Origin of the sequence: Bacillus sp. EKM501B, from assembly GCF_011800505.1 — a bacterium.
Classification (GTDB): domain Bacteria; phylum Bacillota; class Bacilli; order Bacillales; family Bacillaceae_G; genus Bacillus_A; species Bacillus_A cereus.
Genome location: NZ_JAALFZ010000032.1, coordinates 1 through 23234, shown reverse-complemented (window position 1 = coordinate 23234; position 23234 = coordinate 1). Strand labels below are relative to the sequence as shown.

Here is a 23234-nt window from a genome sequence, read left to right as displayed (position 1 = left end):
ACTCTACTGTGCATTTTGCTATGCTTTTCTTTTTTGAAAGAGAGGTTAAAATGTGAAACAAGCAAGATTTATTACTGAAGGTGCCGCGTTGTTGGCTATATATGCAATGTTATTGCTTATATCTATGTATGTTCCGATTTTGGGTACAGTTGTAACTTTTGCGTTGCCGTTACCATTTATACTATTAATGATAAGACATAAACTATCTAATGTGCTCGTGGTTTTTGTAGCGGCACTTTTTGTTACTGTTATTGTGAGTCAACCGATGAATTTAGTGAAGACAATTATGTTTGGATTGATAGGGATTGTTTTAGGATATATGTATAAAACAAGAAAAAAGCCAGTGGAAATCTTAATAGCTGGGACGCTTGCATACTTAATTGGTTTTGTACTTATTTATGTTGCGAGTATAAAGTTTTTCAACATAGATATAATGAAGCAAATGCAAAGTATATTTAGTGAAAGTATGGCGAAAAGCGAAAAGATAGTAAGTGCTACAGGTATGCCGATTAGTAAGGAACAAAAAGAGTTACTTGCACAAATGAACGATATATTACAATCGTTACTTCCGAGTATACTTGTGCTAGTTTCAGTATGTTTTTCTTGGATTACAGTGATAATATCAGGTAGTGTTTTGAAAAATTTAAAACATGACGTTATATCTTGGCCTAAATTTAAAGATATACAATTACCAAAGAGGATCATTTGGTATTACGTTATATTTATTTTGTTAGCAACTTTTATAAAAGTAGAACCAACATCATATTTACATATGGTATTTTCTAACCTAAATGTCATATTTGCACTATTGCTTGTACTGCAAGGTCTGACATTTATCGCCTTTTTAGCGTATAGAAAAGGTTTTACTAAAGGGGTTCCTATTATTAGTTTTATTGCATGCATGTTTATTCCGATGCTGTTTCCTCTTGTGACAATCTTAGGTATAATTGACTTAGGGATTTCATTGCGTTCTAAAATAGGGGGATAAAATAATATTCCTTATACTATTTTAATCTGTTTAACTAACTGGAAGGTGAGTTAGTTTTACTTTATAGGAGTTGTATACATGCCTGAATTTGATAAGAAACAGTGGTTTTTATATCCTGTTTATGTATTGGCATTTTTTGTGTTTGTGCTCATTTCAATTCTCTGTTATTTTCATTTAATTATGGGGATAGCTGCTTTTGTCATTTTTTGTATCGTATTCTTTATCGTTATACGATTTGAACTTAATTTTCAAAGGAATTTCGAAAAGCATACGACAGATATGATTACAAGAGTAAAGAAAGTAAGTAATGAAGCATTTAACCAAATGCCGATTGGTATTTTGTTATACAATAAGGATTATGGGATTGATTGGGCAAATCCTTATTTATCTTCATGTCTGGGACAGCATGCATTAGCTGGATGGCACCTTTACGATGTATCAGAAACATTACTTCTTTTCATTAAAGGAGAAACTTCTGATGATATAGTCTCTTTAAATAATCGAAAGTTTCGCGTTTTTGTAAGGAAAGAAGAAAAGTTAATTTATTTCTTTGATGTAACGGAACAAACAGAAATCGAAAAGATGTACGAGGATCAAAGGACTGTTTTAGCTGTCATCTATTTGGATAATTATGATGAAGTTACACAAGGATTAGATGATCAATTACGTACGAATATAACAAGTCTTGTGACATCGCGACTAAATGAATGGGCACTTAAGTATGGGGCGTATTTAAAACGTGCATCTTCAGAAAGATTCTTCGTTGTGCTAAATGAAAGTATTTTGACGCAGATGGAAAAAGGGAAATTTAGCATTTTAGATCAGGTGCGTGAAGAAACATCTAAAAGGAATATACCACTTACATTAAGTGTGGGTGTCGGATCAGGTGATTTACCTTTATCAGAGCTTGGAGCAATGGCTCAATCTGGTTTAGATCTTGCGCTTGGGCGTGGGGGAGACCAAGTAGCTATTAAACAAGCGACAGGTAAAGTTAAGTTCTATGGAGGTAAGACAAATCCGGTTGAAAAACGTACCCGTGTACGCGCTAGGGTCATTTCGCATGCGTTAAAGGATTTAGTATTAGAAAGTAGTAATGTCATTATTATGGGGCATAGGGCTCCCGATATGGACGCAATTGGTGCTGCGATTGGTATTTTAAAAGTGGCTCAATTAAATGAGCGTAAAGGATATATTGTGTTAGATGAAAATGATTCCGATAAAGGAATTAAGCGTTTGATGGACAAAGTGAAACAAAATGAGGAGTTATGGTCTCGTTTTATTACTCCAGAGCAAGCGATGGAATTTGCAAATGATGAGTCGTTACTTGTTGTTGTCGATACGCATAAACCTTCTATGGTGATGGAGCAAAAACTGTTACATAAAATTGAAAATGTAGTAGTTATTGATCATCATCGCCGTGGAGAAGATTTTATTGAAGATCCATTGCTAGTTTATATGGAACCATATGCTTCTTCAACAGCAGAATTGGTTACAGAATTACTTGAGTATCAACCTAAAAATTTAAAGATGACAATGTTAGAAGCGACGGCATTGTTAGCGGGTATTATTGTCGACACGAAAAGTTTCACATTCCGGACAGGGGCTCGTACATTTGATGCTGCTTCTTATTTACGCTCACATGGTGCAGATACTGTACTTGTACAAGAACTTTTAAAGGAAGATATGGATCAGTATTTACGGGTTGCAAAAGCTATAAAAAATGCGTACATTTATAAAAATGGAATTGCGATTGCTAAAGTTGATAGTGATGATTACTACGATCAAGTGCTTATTGCGCAATCGGCAGACACGTTATTAACGATGACAGGGATTATTGCATCATTTGTTGTTGCGAAACGTGGCGAGAATCTCATTGGAATTAGCAGCAGGTCTTTAGGTGAAGTGAATGTGCAGCTAATTATGGAAAACTTAGGCGGTGGCGGGCATTTGACGAATGCAGCCACACAGATGAAAAATGTTACAGTAGATGAAGCTGAGGAGAAGCTTCGATTTGTTATTGATGACTATTTACAGGGAGGCACACAATCATGAAAGTAATTTTTCTAAAAGACGTAAAAGGTAAAGGTAAAAAAGGAGAAGTAAAAAACGTACCAGATGGCTATGCAAATAACTTCTTATTAAAACAAGGATTAGCTGCTGAAGCAACAAATAGCAGTATGAAAACTTTAGAAGCTCAAAAGCGTAAAGAAGAAAAAGATGCAGCAGCAGAGCTTGAAAATGCAAAAGAGTTAAAAGAGACTTTAGAGAAATTAACTGTAGAATTAAAGGCGAAATCTGGAGAAGGTGGCCGTTTATTTGGTTCTATCACAAGCAAACAAATCGTAGATGCAATGCAAAAATCACACAAGATTAAGCTTGATAAACGTAAATTTGAAATGGACGATGCAATCCGCGCGTTAGGTTATACAAACGTTACTGTGAAATTGCATCCACAAGTAACAGCAACAGTAAAAGTTCATGTTAGTGAACAATAAAAATAAATTAAGCAAGGAGGATTGCGTATGAGTGATGTACTTGCTGATCGTACCCCTCCGCATAATATAGAGGCTGAGCAGGCGGTTTTAGGGGCCATATTGATTGATCAAGATGCGTTAACTTCAGCATCAGAGTTATTGGTACCTGATTCGTTCTATCGAACGAAACATCAAAAGATTTTTGAAGTCATGCTTGGGCTATCTGATAAGGGAGAGCCGATCGACTTAGTAATGATGACATCAGCAATGGCTGATCAAGGATTACTAGAAGAAGTTGGTGGGGTTTCTTACTTAGCAGAGTTAGCAGAAGTTGTGCCAACTGCAGCTAACGTAGAATATTACGCACGCATCATCGCTGAAAAGGCGCTTTTACGTCGTTTAATTCGCACGGCGACTCATATTGTATCGGATGGATACGAGAGAGAAGATGATGTGGATGGTCTTTTAAATGAGGCTGAGAAAAAAATATTAGAAGTATCCCATCAAACGAATGCAAAAGCATTCCAAAACATTAAAGATGTTCTTGTAGATGCTTATGACAAAATTGAACTTTTGCATAATCAAAAGGGTGAAGTTACTGGGATACCAACTGGGTTTACTGAATTAGATAAGATGACAGCAGGTTTCCAACGAAATGATTTAATTATCGTGGCAGCACGTCCATCAGTAGGGAAAACGGCATTTTCATTAAATATTGCACAAAACGTAGCGACGAAAACGGATGAAAATGTAGCGATTTTTAGTTTGGAGATGGGTGCTGATCAGCTTGTTATGCGTATGCTTTGTGCAGAAGGGAATATTGATGCACAAAGACTTCGTACTGGTTCATTAACTTCCGATGATTGGGCAAAATTAACAATGGCAATGGGGAGTCTCTCAAATGCTGGTATATATATTGATGATACGCCAGGTATTAAAGTAAATGAGATTCGAGCAAAATGTCGTAGATTAAAGCAAGAACAAGGTCTTGGTATGATTTTGATTGACTATTTGCAGCTTATTCAAGGAAGTGGGAAATCAGGAGAAAACCGTCAGCAGGAAGTATCTGAGATTTCTCGTACCTTAAAAGGGATTGCACGTGAATTGCAAGTGCCTGTTATTGCTTTATCACAGTTATCTCGTGGTGTAGAATCTCGTCAAGATAAACGCCCGATGATGTCTGATATTCGTGAATCTGGAAGTATTGAGCAGGATGCTGATATTGTAGCTTTCCTATATCGTGAAGACTACTATGATCGAGAAACGGAAAACAAAAATACAATTGAAATTATTATTGCAAAACAACGTAACGGTCCAGTAGGTTCAGTGGAACTTGCATTCGTCAAAGAGTTCAATAAGTTCGTTAACTTAGAACGTCGTTTTGAGGATGGACATGCTCCACCGGCATAAAGGCAGTATAAAAAAGAAACACATTTCTTATAATAAGATGTGTTTCTTTTTTTTTATAAGAAAGATAAGGCTTTCATAAGTTAAATATATAATTCTTACGAACGAAAATGTTTTTTTGTGAAAAAATGTTCGCTTTTCGGTTGACTTCTCTTTCGGTTTTGGTACAATTATATTGTTTGAATAGATCGTTTGAAAATTGCGGAGGTGCTTTAATAATGTCTTCAGTAGTAGTTGTAGGAACACAATGGGGCGATGAAGGAAAAGGTAAAATCACTGATTTTCTTTCTGAGCATGCGGAAGTAGTTGCAAGATATCAAGGTGGAAATAACGCGGGACATACAATTGTTTTCGGCGGAGTTAAATATAAATTACACTTAATTCCATCTGGTATTTTCTATAAAGAGAAAATTTGTGTAATCGGAAACGGATTAGTAGTAGATCCAAAAGCATTACTTGAAGAGTTAAAATACTTACACGATCGTGGTGTAAGTACTGATAATTTACGTGTAAGTAACCGTGCACATGTTATTTTACCTTACCACTTAAAGCAAGATGAGTTAGAAGAAGCAAGTAAAGGTGATAACAAAATCGGTACAACGAAAAAAGGTATCGGTCCTGCATATATGGATAAAGCTGCTCGTATTGGTATTCGTATGGCTGATCTTTTAGACCGTGAAGCATTTAAAGAGAAGCTTGAGCGCAATTTAGTAGAAAAAAATCGTTTATTTGAAAAAATGTACGATACAGAAGGTTTCACTGTAGAAGAAATTTTCGAAGAGTACTTCGAGTACGGGCAACAAATCGCGCAATATGTATGTGATACATCTGTTGTATTAAATGATGCATTAGATAATAATCACCGTGTATTATTTGAAGGTGCGCAAGGTGTTATGCTTGATATTGACCACGGTACGTACCCGTTCGTTACATCTTCTAACCCAATTGCTGGTGGTGTAACAGTTGGAACTGGAGTTGGTCCTGCGAAAGTTACTCGCGTTGTAGGTGTATGTAAAGCATATACAAGCCGCGTTGGTGATGGTCCATTCCCTACTGAGCTTCATGATGAAATTGGTCATCAAATTCGTGAAGTTGGTCGCGAGTATGGAACGACAACTGGTCGTCCACGCCGCGTAGGTTGGTTCGATAGCGTTGTTGTAAGACATGCACGTCGTGTTAGTGGTTTAACGGATCTATCATTAAATTCTATCGACGTTTTAACAGGTATTCCAACTCTTAAAATTTGTGTTGCTTACAAATACAATGGTGAAGTTATTGATGAAGTTCCAGCTAACTTAAACATTTTAGCAAAATGTGAGCCTGTATATGAAGAGCTTCCAGGTTGGGAAGAAGATATTACTGGTGTAAAATCATTAGATGAACTTCCTGAAAATGCACGAAAATACGTAGAACGTGTTTCTGAGTTAACAGGAATTCAAATATCTATGTTCTCAGTTGGACCAGATCGTAACCAAACAAATATTGTTCGTAACGTATACGAAGCTTAATTAATAGTATTTAGAAAAAACTCATGTCCGCATGAGTTTTTTCTTATTCTTTTATAAAAAAACAAAAAAAGTATTGCAATAAATACAGAATACATGTTATGATACATCTTGTCGTCACGAAAATATGACGTTGGTGAGTATGAGCCATTAGCTCAGTTGGTAGAGCATCTGACTTTTAATCAGAGGGTCGAAGGTTCGAGTCCTTCATGGCTCACCATTTTATTTTTCGTGGCCCGTTGGTCAAGTGGTTAAGACACCGCCCTTTCACGGCGGTAACACGGGTTCGAATCCCGTACGGGTCATGTTTTTTTTTGCTTATTTTTGGTCCCGTGGTGTAGTGGTTAACATGCCTGCCTGTCACGCAGGAGATCGCCGGTTCGACCCCGGTCGGGACCGCCACTTTTGTTTATACCACCATTAGTGGTTTTATATATAGTTTTGGCTCGGTAGCTCAGTCGGTAGAGCAGAGGACTGAAAATCCTCGTGTCGGCGGTTCGATTCCGTCCCGAGCCACTCTCAGGATATTAAGTGGGCCCACTTAATATCCTTTTTATTTATGTAATTTTACAAAACTGAGTAGTTATTTTAAAATAGAACGAGGAGCCTCTAGCAGTTGAAGCTAGAGGTTTTTCTATAGATCGTATAAGATGCCGTGTAAAAGTGGATCATACATGAGTCTATGAGAATAGAGGAGAAAATACTTAAACAAAGGATGCGATCATATAGGACATACTATGTAAACATCAATATGTTTAGGGATTATTGACCATATTTTTATAAGGAGGAAATAGACGATGATGGGAAAGAAAATTTTAGTAGTTGATGATGAAAAGCCGATTGCAGATATTTTGAAGTTTAACTTAGAAAAAGAAGGTTTTGAAATAGTAATGGCACATGATGGTGATGAAGCAATTGAAAAGGCTAATGAAGAGCAACCAGATATGGTTTTATTAGATATTATGCTACCAGGTAAAGACGGCTTAGAGGTTTGCCGTGAAATACGTAAAAGCTCAGAAATGCCGATTATTATGCTTACAGCAAAGGACTCTGAGATTGATAAAGTATTAGGGCTTGAGCTTGGGGCAGATGATTATGTAACGAAGCCATTTAGTACAAGGGAATTACTTGCTCGTGTGAAGGCGAATTTACGCCGCCATCAACAAGGTGGTGCTGCGGAAAAAGAAGAAAATACAGAAATGGTTATTGGACCAATTGTGATTAATCCAAATGCATATAGTGTAACGAAGCGCGAGGAAAATATCGAGCTTACACATCGTGAATTTGAGTTGCTACATTATTTAGCGAAACATTTAGGACAAGTTATGACACGCGAACATTTATTACAAACAGTTTGGGGTTATGACTATTTTGGAGATGTGCGCACAGTAGACGTTACAGTACGTCGTTTGCGTGAAAAAATTGAAGATAATCCAAGCCATCCTACTTTAATTGTAACTAGACGTGGAGTAGGGTATTACTTGCGTGACCCAGAGCAGGAATAGTATATGAAGAAAGTTGGTTTTTTTCAATCTATTCATTTAAAATTTGTGCTTATATATATGCTATTAATATTAATAGCGATGCAAGTTATTGGAGTATATTTCGTAAGGGAATTAGAGAAGAGCTTAGTACAAGGTTTTAGGGATTCTTTAACGCAGCAAACAAACTTATTATCATATAATTTGAAGCAAGAGTTTAAAAAAAGTTATACAAAAGCAGAAACAGAGTCAACAGATGAAACGATTAAAACGTCAATTCGAAAATTTGCCTCTGATCAGAAGAAAGTTATACAAGAGGTAAGTGTATTTGATTCGCACAGAAAGTTACTGGCTATTTCAGATGAATCAAAGCAGAATAAGGTGAATCGAACATCAACTGATATAGCTGTTCAGCGAGTGTTAGTACAAAAAAAGCCAGAAGTGAAAATTGAGAAGGATGGTAGTACAGGTCATCGTGTTCAAGTTATGCTTACTCCGATTCTAGATGATAACGGTAAGGATGCGCTTGGTGTTATTTACATTGTGGCATCTATGGAAGATGTATATAAACAAATGAAGGATATAAATCAAATTTTTGCTACGGGAACAGTAATTGCTTTATTAGTAACGGCCGTACTTGGGATTTTATTGGCTCAAACAATTACAAGACCAATTTCAGATATGCGGAGACAAGCAATTGAAATGGCAAAAGGAAATTATTCCAGAAAAGTAAAAGTGCATAGCCATGATGAAATTGGACAACTGGCATTATCCTTCAATAATTTATCGAAAAAATTACAACAAGCTCGTTCTTCTACAGAAAGTGAAAGGCGTAAATTATCATCTGTTTTATCACATATGACAGATGGAGTAATTGCTACTGATCGAAAAGGGGATATTATTTTACTAAATGACCCTGCGGAAAAGATGTTAAATGTTTCTCGTGAAACAGCGCTCGATCAATCTGTTTTAGAGGTATTAGGGATACAGGAAGAATTTACGCTCGATCATTTATATGAAGAGCCAGATTCTGTTTTATTAGATTTTAGTACGAGAAATGAACCATATATTTTACGTGCTAGTTTCTCTGTTATTCAAAAAGAAACAGGGAAGGCAAACGGCTTAATTGCTGTACTATATGATGTAACAGAGCAGGAACGTATAGAACGGGAACGCCGTGAGTTTGTGGCAAATGTCTCTCATGAATTAAGGACGCCATTAACGACGATGCGCAGTTATTTAGAGGCACTTACAGATGGAGCATGGCAGGATCCAAATATTGCACCACAATTTTTAACGGTTACACAAGAAGAAACAGAAAGAATGATTAGACTTGTAAATGCGTTGTTACAGCTATCTAAACTGGATAGTACAGAGCATCGTTTAATGAAAGAATGGGTCGACTTTACTGATTTCTTTAATAATATTATTGATCGCTTTGAAATGTCTAAAGAGCAAAATGTAAGTTTCAAACGATCTTTCTCTAAGAAATCTAGATTTATTGATATGGATACTGACAAAATTACTCAGGTGCTGTATAACATTATTTCTAACGCATTAAAGTATTCACCAGAAGGTGGAACAGTAACATATCGTTTACGTGATCGCGGTGATTTATTAGAAATTAGTGTAAGTGACCAAGGAATGGGTATTCCAAAAGAAAACGTTGATAAAATCTTTGAACGTTTTTATCGCGTAGATAAAGCTCGTTCAAGACAAATGGGTGGTACGGGACTTGGATTAGCAATTGCAAAAGAAATGATTGAGGCACATGGTGGCTCTATTTGGGCGAAGAGTGAAGAAGGAAAAGGGACAACTATTTATTTCACGTTACCAATGGCAGCAGATGAAGAGGACGATTGGGAATGAGTATGGAAAACTTTAAAACAATAGTTTTAATTAACCTAGTTGTAATTAGCCTATTTCTTACTTTTAATCTATGGACGTATGTGCCAGATTCTACATCCATGCAAAACGCGAAATTTGTACAGGGGAATGAAGGAATGAACCAAACTAAAATTTCCGATGTTGTCCGTCCTACTTCTATCATCGTGCATAAAGATAAAAATCATTATGGGAGCAGAAGAGAGGCAGATATAGAATCAATCTATAAGCCTCTAGAAGTAGGGGAACTACATGGTTTTAGAGAGATATCAATCACTAAGGGGGATTTCCTTTCATATGTGCATGGTGAAGGGAAAGTTGAACTTGTTTTCCCTACCGATATCCCATTTGATGCAGTTAAATCCATGTTCAACATGAAAGAGAAAAGTACAGATAAGCCTAAACATTTTAATCGTATTCTCCTTGATCCTTCTAGAAGTAAGGATCAAGAAATTAAAATTAACTTTGTTTCTGATGGTGATAACTTTAAAATATACGAGGCAAAATTAAGTGGCTTGTATTTAAAAGATATTGTAAATGCCCAAAATCAATTTATAGTATCAGCAAAACCTTATTTTGATTATCAACTTAATGATATGAAAAAATTATTTTTACCAGATGGAACGACAGAGTTAAGCAATATAACATATATTTCATCTAATTTAGCAGTTGATACGTTTAAGAATACTCTGTTTAGTGATCCTCGTTATTTAAGTCCGATTAACGAGATGTCGAAAGAAACATTTACAGATGGTATTAGATCCATGGAAATTGAAAACGATCGTCACATGCTAAAGTATAAAAACTCTTCTGTTTTAACTGAGAAAACGATAGATAATTTAATGCTTTTACAAAAAAGCTTTGAATTTGTAAGTGGTCACAGTGGGAGTTTGGATTCATATCGTTTGGACTATATGAATAAAGGAGAGACAGTATTTCGCTTAAATGAAGATGGATATCCAGTATTCAATGCAGATGGATTAGCGGAATTAAGACAAGTATGGGGATCAGAAGAAGTAATGGAATATGAAAGACCGTTGCTGTCTTTAAATACTAAAGGTATAGAACAGAAGGTTACTCTTCCGTCAGGGCATGTTGTAATAGCATCCCTAGAAAATAACCCAGAGATAAAGAAACAATTAATTAAGGATATTGGCATTGGATACAAGTTATCACTAGATGGGCAAGTGGTTCGACTACAACCAATTTGGTATGTAAAGCTTGTTGAAGATGAAACAGGTAAACAGAAAATCTATGAGTGGAGTGAGGGAGGACTAAATGGATTGGGATCGGATTAAAACCATATTTATTGTGACCTTTTTTGTTTTGGACCTCTTTCTCATTTTCCAATTCATTCAAAAGCAAGATAGTAATCAATTGGAGCTTATTGCAGAAACAAAGATAGATCAAGAATTAAAAGCAAATAAAATTACGATGGGAAATATCCCTAAAGAACCGAAAAAAGAGTCATTTATTAGAGCGGAAAATAAAGCCTTTAAAGAAGAAGATATACAGTCTTTGAAAAATCAAACGGTGCATATACAAAATATGTACAAGATAGAAAGTAAGCTAAAAGAGCCTTTTTTAAATACGAAATCATTATCAAAAGATAAGTATAATGAATTTTTGAAGAACTATGTATTGGATGGACAAAAGTATGAATTTGGAGCGGTGAAAGACTCTAAAATTTATTTCTTCCAAAAATATAAAGATAAGCCTATTTTCTATAATAATCAGGCGATGATTGTTGTGGAATTAAATGAAAAAAATGAACTTGTTTCATATACGCAGACAATGCTAACTGATTTAAAAGAAATGGGCGAAGGTGAAAAAACGAAAGAGCAAGAAATTATTACGGCTCAAACAGCTTTAGAAAATTTGTATTTAAAAAATAAAATTCATGGAAATACGCATGTTAAAGAAGCGCAAATTGGTTATGCCACTCTTACCGCATCTACTTCTAATAACCAAGTACTTGCTCCAACGTGGAATTTAAAAACGGAGCAGAAGCAGGACTTCTTTGTGAATGCAATTGAAGGACAAGTTATGGAATTAGGAGAAAAGGAAAATCAAGTGGTTGATGAACATACTGGAGTGAGAAAGAATGGGGTTGCATTTTAGCGTACTTGCAAGTGGAAGTACAGGAAATATGCTATACGTAGGAACCGATGAAAAAAAATTACTAGTCGACGCAGGTTTAAGTGGTAAAGCAACAGAGGCTTTATTTAAACAAGCAGAACTAAATATAAATGATGTATCAGGTATTCTTGTAACGCATGAGCATAGTGATCATATTAAAGGATTAGGTGTATTGGCACGTAAATATGATTTACCTGTTTATGCGAATGAGAAAACATGGAATGCAATGGAACATTTAATAGGAAATATCCCAACTGAACAAAAGTTTATTTTCTCAGTTGGTGATGTGAAAACATTTGGTGATATTGAAGTCGAGTCATTTGGAGTTTCTCATGATGCGGCAGAACCGATGTTTTATGCTTTCCATAACAATAATAGGAAATTAGCGCTTATTACAGATACGGGATACGTAAGTGACCGTATGAAGGGCGTTATTAAGGGAGCTAATGCTTTTGTATTTGAAAGTAATCATGATGTAGAAATGCTTCGTATGGGACGTTATCCATGGAGCATTAAACGACGTATTTTAAGTGACGTTGGGCATGTTTGTAATGAGGATGCTGCATTAGCGATGGCAGATGTAATTACAGATGAGACAAAGCATATTTATTTAGCCCATTTAAGCTTAGATAATAACATGAAAGAACTAGCACGTATGTCAGTATCACAAGTACTAGAGGAAAAAGGATTTGGAGTGGGTGAATCCTTTGAAATTCACGATACAGATCCAAAAATGCCTACAAAAATTCAATACGTATAATTCTTCATTTTAGTAAACAATAAAGGTGAATATAGTTGTTTTCAGGAAGATAGGTGAACAAATATGTCCTTTATTGATGAAGAAAGTTATCGTATGAAACGTGCAGGAAAAAAGAAGCACAAAGGTATAGTTCTTTCGAGTATAGCGGGAACAATTGTAGGAGCTTCTTTATTTGCGTTTGGAGCGCCTTTATTTTCGAATTCTGCTGATACGCTTCCGCAAGCTGAAGCAAGCGGAAGTAATATGGCTGAAGCTCAAGGGATTAAACAGATTAGCTTTGTAGATGCTGTTGATCGTGCATCTGAAGCTGTTGTGGGTGTTATTAACATTCAACGAGATAATTTTTCAGAGGCAGATTCAGAGGCCGGTACAGGATCAGGAGTAATTTATAAAAAGACAGATGGTCAAGCTTATATTGTAACGAATAATCATGTTGTAGCTGGAGCGAATCGTATTGAAGTAAGTCTAAGTGATGGTAAGAAGGTTCCTGGAAAAGTATTAGGAACCGATGTAGTCACAGATTTAGCTGTATTAGAAATAGATGCAAAACATGTGAAAAAAATAATTGAAATTGGCGATTCTAATACTGTTCGCAGAGGAGAACCAGTCATTGCGATTGGAAACCCACTTGGACTGCAATTTTCTGGAACAGTTACACAAGGTATTATTTCAGCTAATGAACGTATTGTCCCTGTAGATTTAGATCAAGATGGACATTATGATTGGCAAGTAGAAGTGTTACAAACAGATGCAGCGATTAATCCGGGGAATAGTGGTGGTGCGCTTGTAAATGCAGCAGGACAATTAATTGGTATTAATTCAATGAAAATTGCTGCAAAAGAAGTAGAAGGAATCGGCCTTGCTATTCCGGTGACTAGAGCTGTTCCGATTATGAATGAACTTGAGAAGTATGGAAAAGTAAGAAGACCGTATGTTGGGATTGAACTTAGGTCATTAAATGAAATCCCAAACTATTATTGGTCAAAAACATTACATTTACCAGGTACTGTAACAGAGGGCGTTTGTATTTTGGATGTGAAAAGTCCTTCGCCAGGTGCGGATGCTGGTTTAAGAGAACATGATGTTATTGTGGCAGTAGATGGAAAACCGATTCGCGATATTATTGGATTCCGTACGGCCTTATATGATAAGGAAATTAATGATAAAATGACTCTTACGTTTTATCGTGGTACAAAAAGAGTAACAACAACAGTGAAATTAGGCATTCAAAAGTATTAAAAACAGGAGGGCCTACCTCCTGTTTTCTATTGTAGAAAAGTGAGGTGTAGAAAATGAATTTACCTTGTTGTTTAGAACATGTTGAATTAGCGTTAGATATTATTGTGGATGAGTGTGAAGTTGCACCAGTTATCAACAATGTGGATAACTCGGGAAAAGAGAAAAAAACATGTGAATTTTGTCAAAATGAGGCGACATATGTTGTATCGAACACAGATTCTCACACAATATGTGGGTAGTATTTGTGGATATGTGGATAAGTTTTGTGGATAACATGTTTGTAAGGTGGAGGATACGTGTGAATATCTCGATTATTTCAATTGGGAAATTAAAAGAAAAATATTTGAAACAAGGTATAGCAGAATACTTAAAACGATTATCTGCATACGCAAAAGTAGAAGTAATTGAATTACCTGATGAAAAGGCGCCAGAAAATTTAAGTGAAGCAGAAATGTTAATTGTAAAGGAAAAAGAAGGTATACGTATACTCGATAAAATTTCTGATGACACGCATGTGATTGCATTAGCTATAGAAGGAAAGCAAAAGTCATCAGAAGAATTTGCGGTAAGTCTAGATCGCCTTGCTACATACGGAAAGAGTAAAGTCGCATTTGTAATTGGTGGATCACTTGGACTAAGCTCAGAAGTGATGAAGCGTTCAAATGAATCACTTTCTTTTTCAAAGATGACATTACCACACCAATTAATGCGATTAGTGTTGCTTGAGCAAGTGTATAGAGCGTTTCGGATTAATCGTGGAGAACCGTATCATAAGTAATGTATTCTATGTAAAACACTGATATTATCATATTTATTTTATTATGCCTATAATTGGAGGCTATGTGAATGGTAAGTGATCAGACGAGATATTCTAGACTCGCAAATATAACAAAAATAATAAATACGAAATTAGAACTACGTGACGTATTGCAGCGTGTGACAATGGCGATATCAGAGGAAATTGTTAGGTGCGATGCTGTTGGAATTTATTTACCCCAGGAAGATGGAACATTTAGAGGGTTTGCAGGAAAACCAGAGACTATAAATGGCGTAACGCTCGATACTCAAGTAATTGATCCTGAAATAGACTTACTGGCAAAAGAGGTTATTGAAACGAAAAAAACCATCTATATTCCTGATACCTCAAAGGATCATCGACCAGATCCGAGACCGGTTAATGCATTCAAAATTAAGTCCTTATTAGCTTTGCCTATCTCATTTGGGCAAGAGTTATTTGGTCTAGTTTTTTTATTTGATTATGGAATTCCGATGAACTTAACAGATTCAGAAATTCAAAGTGTTGAAGCTTATGTAAATATGGCTGCGGTTGCAATTCAAAACACAAATAATTTAAAACAAAAGGAAAACCTTATTGCTGAGAAGCAGCTGTTACTAAATGTTACACGTGATTTATCAATGTGTTCCTCGATACAGGAGAGTTTTGATAAATGCTTTTTTTACCTAGAACAGATTTTAGAGAGTAAAAATATGACTGCCCATCTTCTAGATCCGCTAGATAAAACAACAATTAAAACAACGAAATTAAGTAAGGGCTGTCATTGGACAGAAGCGGATTGGACAGAGAAAAGCTATGAAGCCAAGATTCAAGAAGTTATTCAAACAAAAAATATAGATAGTAAGGGTCTATTGATGATTCCATTGGTTTCAATTGGAGAAGTATTAGGGGTAATCGTCGTTGGCAAAGAAGGAAAAGCTCACAATTTTGATCATTCTCAACTTCAACTAGCAAAATCTATCGTTGATGCCACAGCCCCTACGTTTTCGAATTTGTCATATATGGATCAACTAGAAAGCATAGTGGAAGAGCGAACGAGAGAGCTAGCTGCTGCTAATGAAAAAGTTACAAGTGTGATTGAATGTATTACGGATGGATTTTTTATTTTAAATAATAAATGGGAATTTACGTACGTAAATAAGCACCAATATTTTCCGCAAAGAAAAACAGCAAAAGATGTATTAGGAAAGAATATATGGGATGTTTTCCCGAGTGAAATCGACACAGTTATGTATAAGGAATTTCATCGTGCGATGTCAGAGCGAACTACAGTTCATTTCGAATTTTTTTCTACTGCAGATGAATATTGGCACGAAGTTATTGCATACCCGTATGATGATGGTATTTGTTGTATTTTTAAAAACATAACGGAAAAAAAGAAATATGAACAGGAATTGAAAAGATTATCCAACATAGATTTAATAGGGCAAATGGCAGCAGGTATCAGCCATGAAATTAGAAATCCAATGACAACAGTACTAGGATTTTTACAGTTATTAAAAGAAGAGAATACCTATGAGAAACATAATAAGTACTTTCATTTAATGATTGAAGAACTTAACCGTGCCAATTCTATTATTACTGAATTTCTCTCAATGGGTAATACAAGGAAATCGGATTTGCAGATGTTAGATTTAAATTCAATTATCCGCGATATTATTCCTTTAATAAAGATTGATACGTACAATCAAAATAAATATATTCAAGTCGATACAAATGACATTCCAGAATTACTTTTAAATCGTAATGAAATACGGCAATTATTAATGAATCTATATCGTAATGGCTTAGAAGCGATGAATACAGGGAAAGTTCTAACCATTAGCACTTACAAGGAAGGTCAAAATTGTGTGGTGCTTGCAGTGCGGGATCAAGGAAAAGGTATCAGGCCTGAAGTATTAGAGAAACTGGGTACGCCGTTTTACACGACCAAAGATAATGGAACTGGATTGGGGTTAGGTGTATGTTATGCCATTGCTGCCCGCCATAATGCAAAAATAGAAATTCAAACAGGATCGGAAGGCACTACCTTTTTTGTTAAATTTAATTATGAAAATAATAAAAAATAACCTTATTTAGAATAGTTACGATGAACCGTATCATAAATAAATTTATTCTTTGCATATAAAAGGATAAAAAGACCATTGGACAAAAATTACCGATGGTCTTTTAAATATTATTAGATGGTATGTAGATTTCCTAAAATAAGTATGTTTCTATTTCCATAAAAATATGCTGTAATATGAAGAGGAAAAAGTATAAGTAGTTAGAGAAGTGAGGAATTAAAGGTGAAGAAGTTTAAGAAGTTTTACTTGGAGATTACGAGTGTATGTAATCTTGCGTGTAGCTTTTGTCCGCCGACGGAAAGGCAGAAGCAATTCATTTCTGTGGAGGATTTTGCTAAAAGATTAGACCAAATTAAACCTCACACAGACTACATTTATTTGCACGTGAAGGGTGAGCCGTTGCTCCACCCGAAAATAGATCAACTATTAGACTTAAGTCATGAAAAAGGGTTTAAAGTTAATATTACAACGAACGGAACGTTAATTAATAAGAGAAGACATAGGCTGTTAAATAAGCCTGCGTTAAGACAAATGAATTTTTCACTGCATAGTTTTGATGGACATCCAGGTTCGCAAGATAAAGAGGGCTATGTAAGGAGTATACTTTCCTTCATTAGGGAAGCGACAAGTCAATCAGATTTAATTGTATCGTTAAGGTTATGGAATTTAACTCAGGATAATAAAACGAATGCTGAAATCCAGAAAAATAGAGAGTTATTATCTATAATTGAAAATGAATTTGATCTATCTTATCAAATTGAAGAGAAGCTTACACCAGGAAAAGGTATAAAAATTGCAGAACGTGTCTTTATTAATCAAGACTATGAATTCCAGTGGCCAGCATTACATGAAGAAGAGGATGATGGGAAAGGGTTCTGTCATGGACTTCGTAATCAAGCGGGTATTTTAGCGAATGGAACAGTTATTCCTTGTTGTTTAGATGGTGAAGGGATTATTAACCTTGGGAATATTAATAATGATTCATTTTCTAACATTATCGAAGGTGAAAGAGCAACAAACATTGTCGATGGATTTTCGAAAAGAGTTGCGGTTGAAGAACTTTGCAGGAAATGTGGATATCGCAAACGGTTTGGGAAGTAAATATGAAATAAGCCCTCATAAAGCGAGGGTTTATTTTTTATACTTGATAAGAATGCTCTAATTTATCAATTAATGAACCAACGTAAGAAACAGCTTTACGGATTGCATCTGGTTTTGACATATCTACTCAGGCATGTTTCATTGTACTACCAGCGATCAATAGCAGGTTGTCCTTCCTCTTTAATCATTTGAGCTACTGCAGTGGATGCAGTGTGTGCTGCCTTTTTTGTAGTATTTCTAGTAACGATTTACGGAAAGGTTCAAGTTTTGTTTCTTCAGTTAAATATTTTTCAATTGTTCCTTCGCCGAATGAGAGGATTTCATTATGAATAAAGGATAGTGCAGTATGTACTTTCGTCCATAAAGCAGCAATTTTGGAAGAGTTCGCTTGAATACTTGGATTTGTACGATCAGTAGATTCTTTTAAATTTGCATATGAGTACAGTTTTGTTAACGTCATTAAAAGTTCTTCTTCTAAAAGTAGGCAATTTAATAAAGTGTGGGAGCTAGTATGTAAATGCCCTTTAAATGAATCAAGTTTCTGTATATCATTTTCCAATGCGTTTAATGCAGTATGCTATTCGGCATCAGAATTATACAAATCGGATAAATCCCATGTTAGTTCAGCAGGTACCTCTGCGCAATTAAGACGATTTTCTATTACATTTTTCAAGTCGTATATACTCCTTCTTAAGACTATCTAAAAATATAATGATAAAAAATTCAGTTAAATTAAAATTTTTTTCATTTTTATATACAAAAAAGAAGGACAAGCATGAAAATACTTGTCCTTCAAGTTAATTTAAGAATTAATATACTTTGTCACCATTGAAAATCGAGTTTTTCACGACAACATAATCTACAGTACGAATAGCATCTAATTTTGTTCCACCAGCGTAAGAGATAGAAGATTGAAGATCTTGTTCCATTTCGATTAACGTATCTTCTAAAGAACCTTTATGCTCAACGAACATTTTCTTACCTTCAACGTTTTTCTTCTCACCCTTTTGGAATTCAGAAGCAGAACCGAAGTATTCTTTATAAAGTTTGCCATCTCTTTCAATTGTTTCCCCTGGAGACTCTTCGTGACCAGCGAATAGAGAACCGATCATGACCATAGTTGCCCCAAATCGAATAGATTTAGCTACGTCGCCGTGTGTACGAATACCACCATCAGCGATAATTGGCTTACTTGCAGCTTTTGCACACCAGCGAAGTGCAGCTAGCTGCCAACCACCAGTTCCGAAGCCTGTTTTAATTTTAGTAATACAAACTTTACCAGGTCCAATACCAACTTTTGTTGCATCGGCACCAGCATTTTCTAATTCTCTTACCGCTTCTGGAGTTCCAACGTTTCCAGCGATAACGAAGCTCTCTGGTAAATGTTTTTTAATATGTTGAATCATGTTGATCACAGCATTAGAATGACCGTGTGCGATATCAATCGTGATATATTCAGGTGTCAGTTGCTCAGCAGCTAATTGTTGTACGAATTCATATTCGTCCTCTTTTACACCAACGCTGATAGAAGCGATTAATCCACGTGATTGCATATCTCTAATGAATGAGATTCGTTTCTCTGGTTGGAAACGATGCATGATATAAAAGTAGTTATTCTCAGCTAAATAAGTTGCAATTCTTTCATCAATAATCGTTTGCATATTTGCAGGTACGACAGGTAATTTAAATTTATGTTTTCCTAAAGTGACAGTTGTATCACATTCAGAGCGGCTATTTACAATACATTTTGCAGGAATTAATTGAATATCTTCATAGTCGAATACGTTTTCCATCATTTACACCCCTAAAATACGAATATTTTATTTTTATTAATTAAAAATGTTCGTCCATAGGATAATTTACATTATTTTTATTAAGAAGTCAAAGAATTTCTTAACATTTTTTGAAAAAGTAGATTTTATACCTGAAAAACAACGTTAAAAACGAATTTAAAACGTTTTTTTATTTTTATTGTTCGTTTATGAAAAAGGTTGAAAAATTAAGATAATTACACAAGGTTGTATGTATTCTTTTTATTTTTTTGGAGTGGATGTAGGATACTATGAAAAGGTTAATGCTAACAATGCAAGCAAAAGATGTTATCAAGTAGTTGAACAATATATGAAATGAAAAGGTTTGTTTCTATATAAAAAGATGAATCTGGCATGATTCACCTTTTTATGTGAGGTTTCAAGTATAATAAGTAGGGTGATAGTAACGTATACAAAAGATAAAAAAGAAAATAATACAGAATAAAATGAGGTTAATATATGAGTAAAAAAAGTTTTTCTGATTATAAATTAAGTAAGGAAATTGTAAGGGCACTTACTGGGTTAGGGTATGATCATCCAACAGAAGTACAAGGTGAGGTTATTCCAGTTGCATTACAAAAGAAGGATCTTGTTGTGAAGTCCCAGACTGGAAGTGGAAAAACAGCTTCATTTGGTATTCCACTTTGTGAAATGGTGGAGTGGGAAGAGAATAAACCACAAGCATTAGTTTTAACACCAACGAGAGAGCTTGCGGTACAGGTAAAAGAAGATATTACAAATATAGGTCGATTCAAAAGGATTAAGGCTGCGGCAGTTTATGGGAAATCTCCATTTGCACGTCAAAAATTAGAATTAAAGCAAAAGACACATATTGTAGTTGGTACTCCTGGTCGTGTGTTGGATCATATTGAGAAGGGTACCCTTTCTTTAGAGTGTTTGAAGTATTTAGTTATTGATGAAGCAGATGAGATGCTAAATATGGGCTTTATCGATCAAGTAGAGGCAATTATTGATGAATTACCTACAAAAAGAATGACGATGTTATTTTCAGCAACACTTCCAGAAGATGTTGAGAAATTGTCTCGTACATATATGAATTCACCAATTCATATTGAAATTAAAGCAGCTGGGATTACGACGGATAAAATTGAACATACTCTTTTTGAGGTGATAGAAGACGAGAAGCTTTCACTACTTAAAGATGTAACAACGATTGAGAATCCTGATAGCTGTATTATTTTCTGTCGTACACAAGAAAATGTAGATCATGTATATAGACAATTAAAACGAGCTAACTATCCTTGTGACAAAATACATGGTGGTATGGTACAAGAAGATCGTTTTGAAGTCATGGATGATTTTAGAAAAGGAAAATTCCGTTATTTAGTAGCCACAGATGTAGCTGCGAGAGGAATTGATATTGATAATATTACACATGTTATTAATTATGATATTCCACTTGAAAAAGAAAGCTATGTACATCGTACTGGAAGAACGGGACGAGCTGGAAATAGTGGAAAAGCTATTACATTTATAACACCATATGAAAATAGATTTTTAGAAGAGATTGAGGAGTATATTGGATTTGAAATTCCAAAGGCAATTGGACCTTCAAAAGAAGAAGTTATGAAAGAGAAAGCTGCATTTGAAGAAAAGATACATGCTAAACCAATTATAAAGAAAGATAAAAATGCAGATATCAACAAAGGCATTATGAAGCTGTACTTTAATGGCGGGAAGAAAAAGAAAATTAGGGCGGTAGATTTCGTCGGTACAATTGCTAAAATTAAAGGTGTTACAGCAGAAGATATAGGTATTATTACGATACAAGATAATGTTTCTTACGTTGAAATATTAAATGGAAAAGGACCACTTGTCTTGAAAGTCATGAAGACTACAACGATTAAAGGGAAACAACTAAAAGTTCATGAAGCAATTAAGTAAATAAAAAACTATCCACTTTAATAGGTGGATAGTTTTTTATTTATGATTCTTTTAAATCATCCACTAGTTGCTCAGCTAAACGTCTATACATATTACTCATAGTCACGAAGGATGTTAGTAGTAGAAATTTTTCTAGCTTTGTATCTTCTAAGGAAGAAATCTCATTTACTTCTGTAACACGGTTATTTACGTCTTGTTTAAAGCTTTCGACATTGCTTTCAGTAAGAGCAAGATAATTTTTGTATAACGTATTTAATTCGAATGAATCATCATTTAATAAGGAGTCATTTATAGTTTCTAATGAACTTTTTATGTCATTAATGGAGAGAGCTCCCTTTAATTGATAAATTAGGCTAATTAAAATCATATGCTCTTTTGAATACTTTTTATTTTTGATAGGGATGAATAGTTTCCCTTTTGCGTAATTATTAATCATCGTTTTTGTTAATACTTTTTCATCATCAGTTCTCGTTGTATCTGCATAAGTATTCTCAAATAGTTGGACAACTTGGTCTACATATAAGTCAACATTTGGAATATCCTCAAGTTTAATGTTTTTTTCTAAATGTAATGTCTTAAGTAATTCATTTATATTTTCCACGTAGAATCCCTCACTTTTATAACTTAGTGGAACTTAATGTTTAATATATCTTTAAATATGGTATTACGAAACAAATGAATTGTAAATGTTGACCTTAAAAAGAAATGTGTATATAATTACATGTAGTTATCAAAACTACATGTAATTATATGAGGGGTGTTATTATGAATGCTTATGTAAGGGAACCAGTTAATGCATTTACTCACTTAGGTGGAGCGATATTATCATTTATTGCGTTATTAGCTATGCTTGTGAAAGTTTCTATCAAGATGCCATCATTTGCTGCAATTACAGCTGTTATTTTGTTTGGTATTGGAATGATGGTCCTTTATACGGCGTCAGCTGTATATCATAGTGTTGTGGCCAATGAACGTGTTATATACTTCTTTAGGAAGCTAGATCATTCTATGATTTTTATATTAATTGCAGGTACATATGCACCCTTTTGCTTAATTACATTAAATTCAGCAAGTGGTTTGCTATTATTTTGTTTAGTCTATGCAACTGCGATTTGTGGCATTGTATTTAAAATGTTTTGGTTTAATTGTCCAAGGTGGTTATCGACAGCAATTTATATTACGATGGGTTGGTTAATTGTTTTATTCTTTGCACCGTTAGCTGAGAATTTAAGTACAGGAGGCATTATTTTCTTAGTACTTGGGGGCATTTTTTATACAATTGGTGGATTTATTTATGGAACAAAGCCAAAATGGTTAGAGTTTAAATACATGGGGCATCATGAAATTTTTCATGTTTTTGTATTATTAGGTAGTCTTGCGCATTTTCTAAGTGTATATTGTTACGTAATTTAATAAAAAAACGTCACATAATTTTTATTATGTGGCATTTTTTTATTACCTGATTAGAATCGTATATGTTATAAAATTATTATGGGATAAAATGTAAGTTTCTGTGTTCGCATGTTAAACATAGGATAAGAAATATGTGATATACTTTGAGAAGTTTATAATGAATGAAATATGGAGGACTATAATTATGGCAATACTTGTAACAGGTGGAGCAGGATATATTGGTAGTCATACATGTGTAGAATTACTAAATAGCGGTTACGAAGTT

Annotated in this window: 20 protein-coding genes, 4 tRNA genes and 1 pseudogene; 22 read left to right on the top strand and 3 right to left on the bottom strand. The window is 34.8% G+C overall.

What is annotated here, in order from left to right; all coding sequences use genetic code 11:
- Positions 1–52: 52 nt before the first annotated feature.
- The 19 genes from HFD78_RS28005 (at position 53) to HFD78_RS27915 (ending at position 17840) form a co-directional block, all read left to right on the top strand.
- Positions 53–988, top strand: a complete 936-nt coding sequence (locus tag HFD78_RS28005) for a YybS family protein (RefSeq protein ID WP_000806423.1) — start codon at positions 53–55, stop codon at positions 986–988.
- Between the two features lie 78 nt (positions 989–1066).
- The gene (locus HFD78_RS28000) at positions 1067–3040 is read left to right on the top strand and encodes a DHH family phosphoesterase (RefSeq protein ID WP_001113788.1); all 1974 of its coding nucleotides are present in this window, start codon (positions 1067–1069) and stop codon (positions 3038–3040) included.
- Positions 3037–3483 carry a 50S ribosomal protein L9 gene (gene rplI, locus HFD78_RS27995; RefSeq protein WP_000864228.1) on the top strand — a complete coding sequence of 149 codons (447 nt, stop codon included), beginning with the start codon at positions 3037–3039 and terminating at the stop codon, positions 3481–3483. The genes HFD78_RS28000 and rplI overlap by 4 nt, the downstream gene beginning before the upstream one ends.
- A gap of 27 nt (positions 3484–3510) precedes the next feature.
- Positions 3511–4872 carry a replicative DNA helicase gene (gene dnaB, locus HFD78_RS27990; RefSeq protein ID WP_001286148.1) on the top strand — a complete coding sequence of 454 codons (1362 nt, stop codon included), beginning with the start codon at positions 3511–3513 and terminating at the stop codon, positions 4870–4872.
- A gap of 215 nt (positions 4873–5087) precedes the next feature.
- Positions 5088–6377: an adenylosuccinate synthase gene (locus tag HFD78_RS27985; RefSeq protein ID WP_000100238.1), complete on the top strand. Its 1290-nt coding sequence runs from the start codon at positions 5088–5090 to the stop codon at positions 6375–6377.
- A gap of 141 nt (positions 6378–6518) precedes the next feature.
- Positions 6519–6594, top strand: a tRNA-Lys gene (locus HFD78_RS27980).
- Between the two features lie 13 nt (positions 6595–6607).
- Positions 6608–6679, top strand: a tRNA-Glu gene (locus tag HFD78_RS27975).
- A 21-nt stretch (positions 6680–6700) separates the two neighbouring features.
- A tRNA-Asp gene (locus HFD78_RS27970) sits at positions 6701–6776 on the top strand.
- A gap of 41 nt (positions 6777–6817) precedes the next feature.
- Positions 6818–6890: transfer RNA gene (locus tag HFD78_RS27965), tRNA-Phe, on the top strand.
- Positions 6891–7171: 281 nt separating this feature from the next.
- Complete coding sequence (walR, locus tag HFD78_RS27960; RefSeq protein WP_000971865.1) at positions 7172–7879, top strand: cell wall metabolism DNA-binding response regulator WalR; 708 nt, start codon at positions 7172–7174, stop codon at positions 7877–7879.
- Positions 7880–7882: 3 nt separating this feature from the next.
- Positions 7883–9724 carry a cell wall metabolism sensor histidine kinase WalK gene (gene walK / locus HFD78_RS27955; RefSeq protein ID WP_000755367.1) on the top strand — a complete coding sequence of 614 codons (1842 nt, stop codon included), beginning with the start codon at positions 7883–7885 and terminating at the stop codon, positions 9722–9724.
- Entirely contained in the window at positions 9721–11037 is a 1317-nt protein-coding gene (locus HFD78_RS27950; protein WP_000061564.1) for a YycH family regulatory protein, read from the top strand. Before walK ends, HFD78_RS27950 begins: the two co-directional genes overlap by 4 nt.
- Positions 11018–11860 carry a two-component system regulatory protein YycI gene (locus tag HFD78_RS27945; RefSeq protein ID WP_000383740.1) on the top strand — a complete coding sequence of 281 codons (843 nt, stop codon included), beginning with the start codon at positions 11018–11020 and terminating at the stop codon, positions 11858–11860. The genes HFD78_RS27950 and HFD78_RS27945 overlap by 20 nt, the downstream gene beginning before the upstream one ends.
- Positions 11844–12638 (top strand): MBL fold metallo-hydrolase, encoded by a 795-nt coding sequence (locus HFD78_RS27940; protein ID WP_000522837.1) that lies wholly within the window; start codon positions 11844–11846, stop codon positions 12636–12638. Before HFD78_RS27945 ends, HFD78_RS27940 begins: the two co-directional genes overlap by 17 nt.
- A gap of 63 nt (positions 12639–12701) precedes the next feature.
- A complete protein-coding gene (locus HFD78_RS27935; protein WP_000008042.1) occupies positions 12702–13877 on the top strand; it encodes a S1C family serine protease in 1176 nt (391 codons plus the stop codon).
- 53 nt (positions 13878–13930) lie between these two features.
- Positions 13931–14116, top strand: coding sequence for a CxxH/CxxC protein (locus HFD78_RS27930; RefSeq protein ID WP_001052831.1), 186 nt, complete (start codon positions 13931–13933; stop codon positions 14114–14116).
- Positions 14117–14175: 59 nt separating this feature from the next.
- Entirely contained in the window at positions 14176–14655 is a 480-nt protein-coding gene (rlmH, locus tag HFD78_RS27925) for a 23S rRNA (pseudouridine(1915)-N(3))-methyltransferase RlmH (RefSeq protein ID WP_001027003.1), read from the top strand.
- A gap of 68 nt (positions 14656–14723) precedes the next feature.
- The gene (locus HFD78_RS27920) at positions 14724–16742 is read left to right on the top strand and encodes a GAF domain-containing sensor histidine kinase (RefSeq protein WP_097863192.1); all 2019 of its coding nucleotides are present in this window, start codon (positions 14724–14726) and stop codon (positions 16740–16742) included.
- A 219-nt stretch (positions 16743–16961) separates the two neighbouring features.
- Complete coding sequence (locus HFD78_RS27915) at positions 16962–17840, top strand: radical SAM/SPASM domain-containing protein (RefSeq protein ID WP_000713633.1); 879 nt, start codon at positions 16962–16964, stop codon at positions 17838–17840.
- 202 nt (positions 17841–18042) lie between these two features.
- Here HFD78_RS27915 and HFD78_RS27910 read toward each other — a convergent pair.
- Positions 18043–18513: pseudogene (locus HFD78_RS27910) on the bottom strand (oligoendopeptidase F); the annotation flags it as partial.
- Positions 18514–18649: 136 nt separating this feature from the next.
- Entirely contained in the window at positions 18650–19633 is a 984-nt protein-coding gene (guaC, locus tag HFD78_RS27905) for a GMP reductase (protein ID WP_000432447.1), read from the bottom strand.
- A gap of 477 nt (positions 19634–20110) precedes the next feature.
- On the opposite strand from guaC, the gene HFD78_RS27900 reads away from it, so the two are divergent.
- The gene (locus HFD78_RS27900) at positions 20111–21556 is read left to right on the top strand and encodes a DEAD/DEAH box helicase (protein WP_000039343.1); all 1446 of its coding nucleotides are present in this window, start codon (positions 20111–20113) and stop codon (positions 21554–21556) included.
- A 40-nt stretch (positions 21557–21596) separates the two neighbouring features.
- Here HFD78_RS27900 and HFD78_RS27895 read toward each other — a convergent pair whose 3' ends face one another.
- Entirely contained in the window at positions 21597–22157 is a 561-nt protein-coding gene (locus HFD78_RS27895; RefSeq protein WP_000427884.1) for a DUF1836 domain-containing protein, read from the bottom strand.
- Between the two features lie 164 nt (positions 22158–22321).
- Here HFD78_RS27895 and trhA point away from each other — a divergent pair, with 164 nt between their 5' ends.
- Together trhA and HFD78_RS27885 are read left to right on the top strand one after the other, a co-directional pair.
- On the top strand, positions 22322–22969 hold the full coding sequence (trhA, locus tag HFD78_RS27890) for a PAQR family membrane homeostasis protein TrhA (protein ID WP_000995363.1): 648 nt from the start codon (positions 22322–22324) through the stop codon (positions 22967–22969).
- A 184-nt stretch (positions 22970–23153) separates the two neighbouring features.
- Positions 23154–23234 (top strand): NAD-dependent epimerase/dehydratase family protein (locus HFD78_RS27885; RefSeq protein WP_142387554.1); only part of this gene is annotated, 81 nt, incomplete at its 3' end.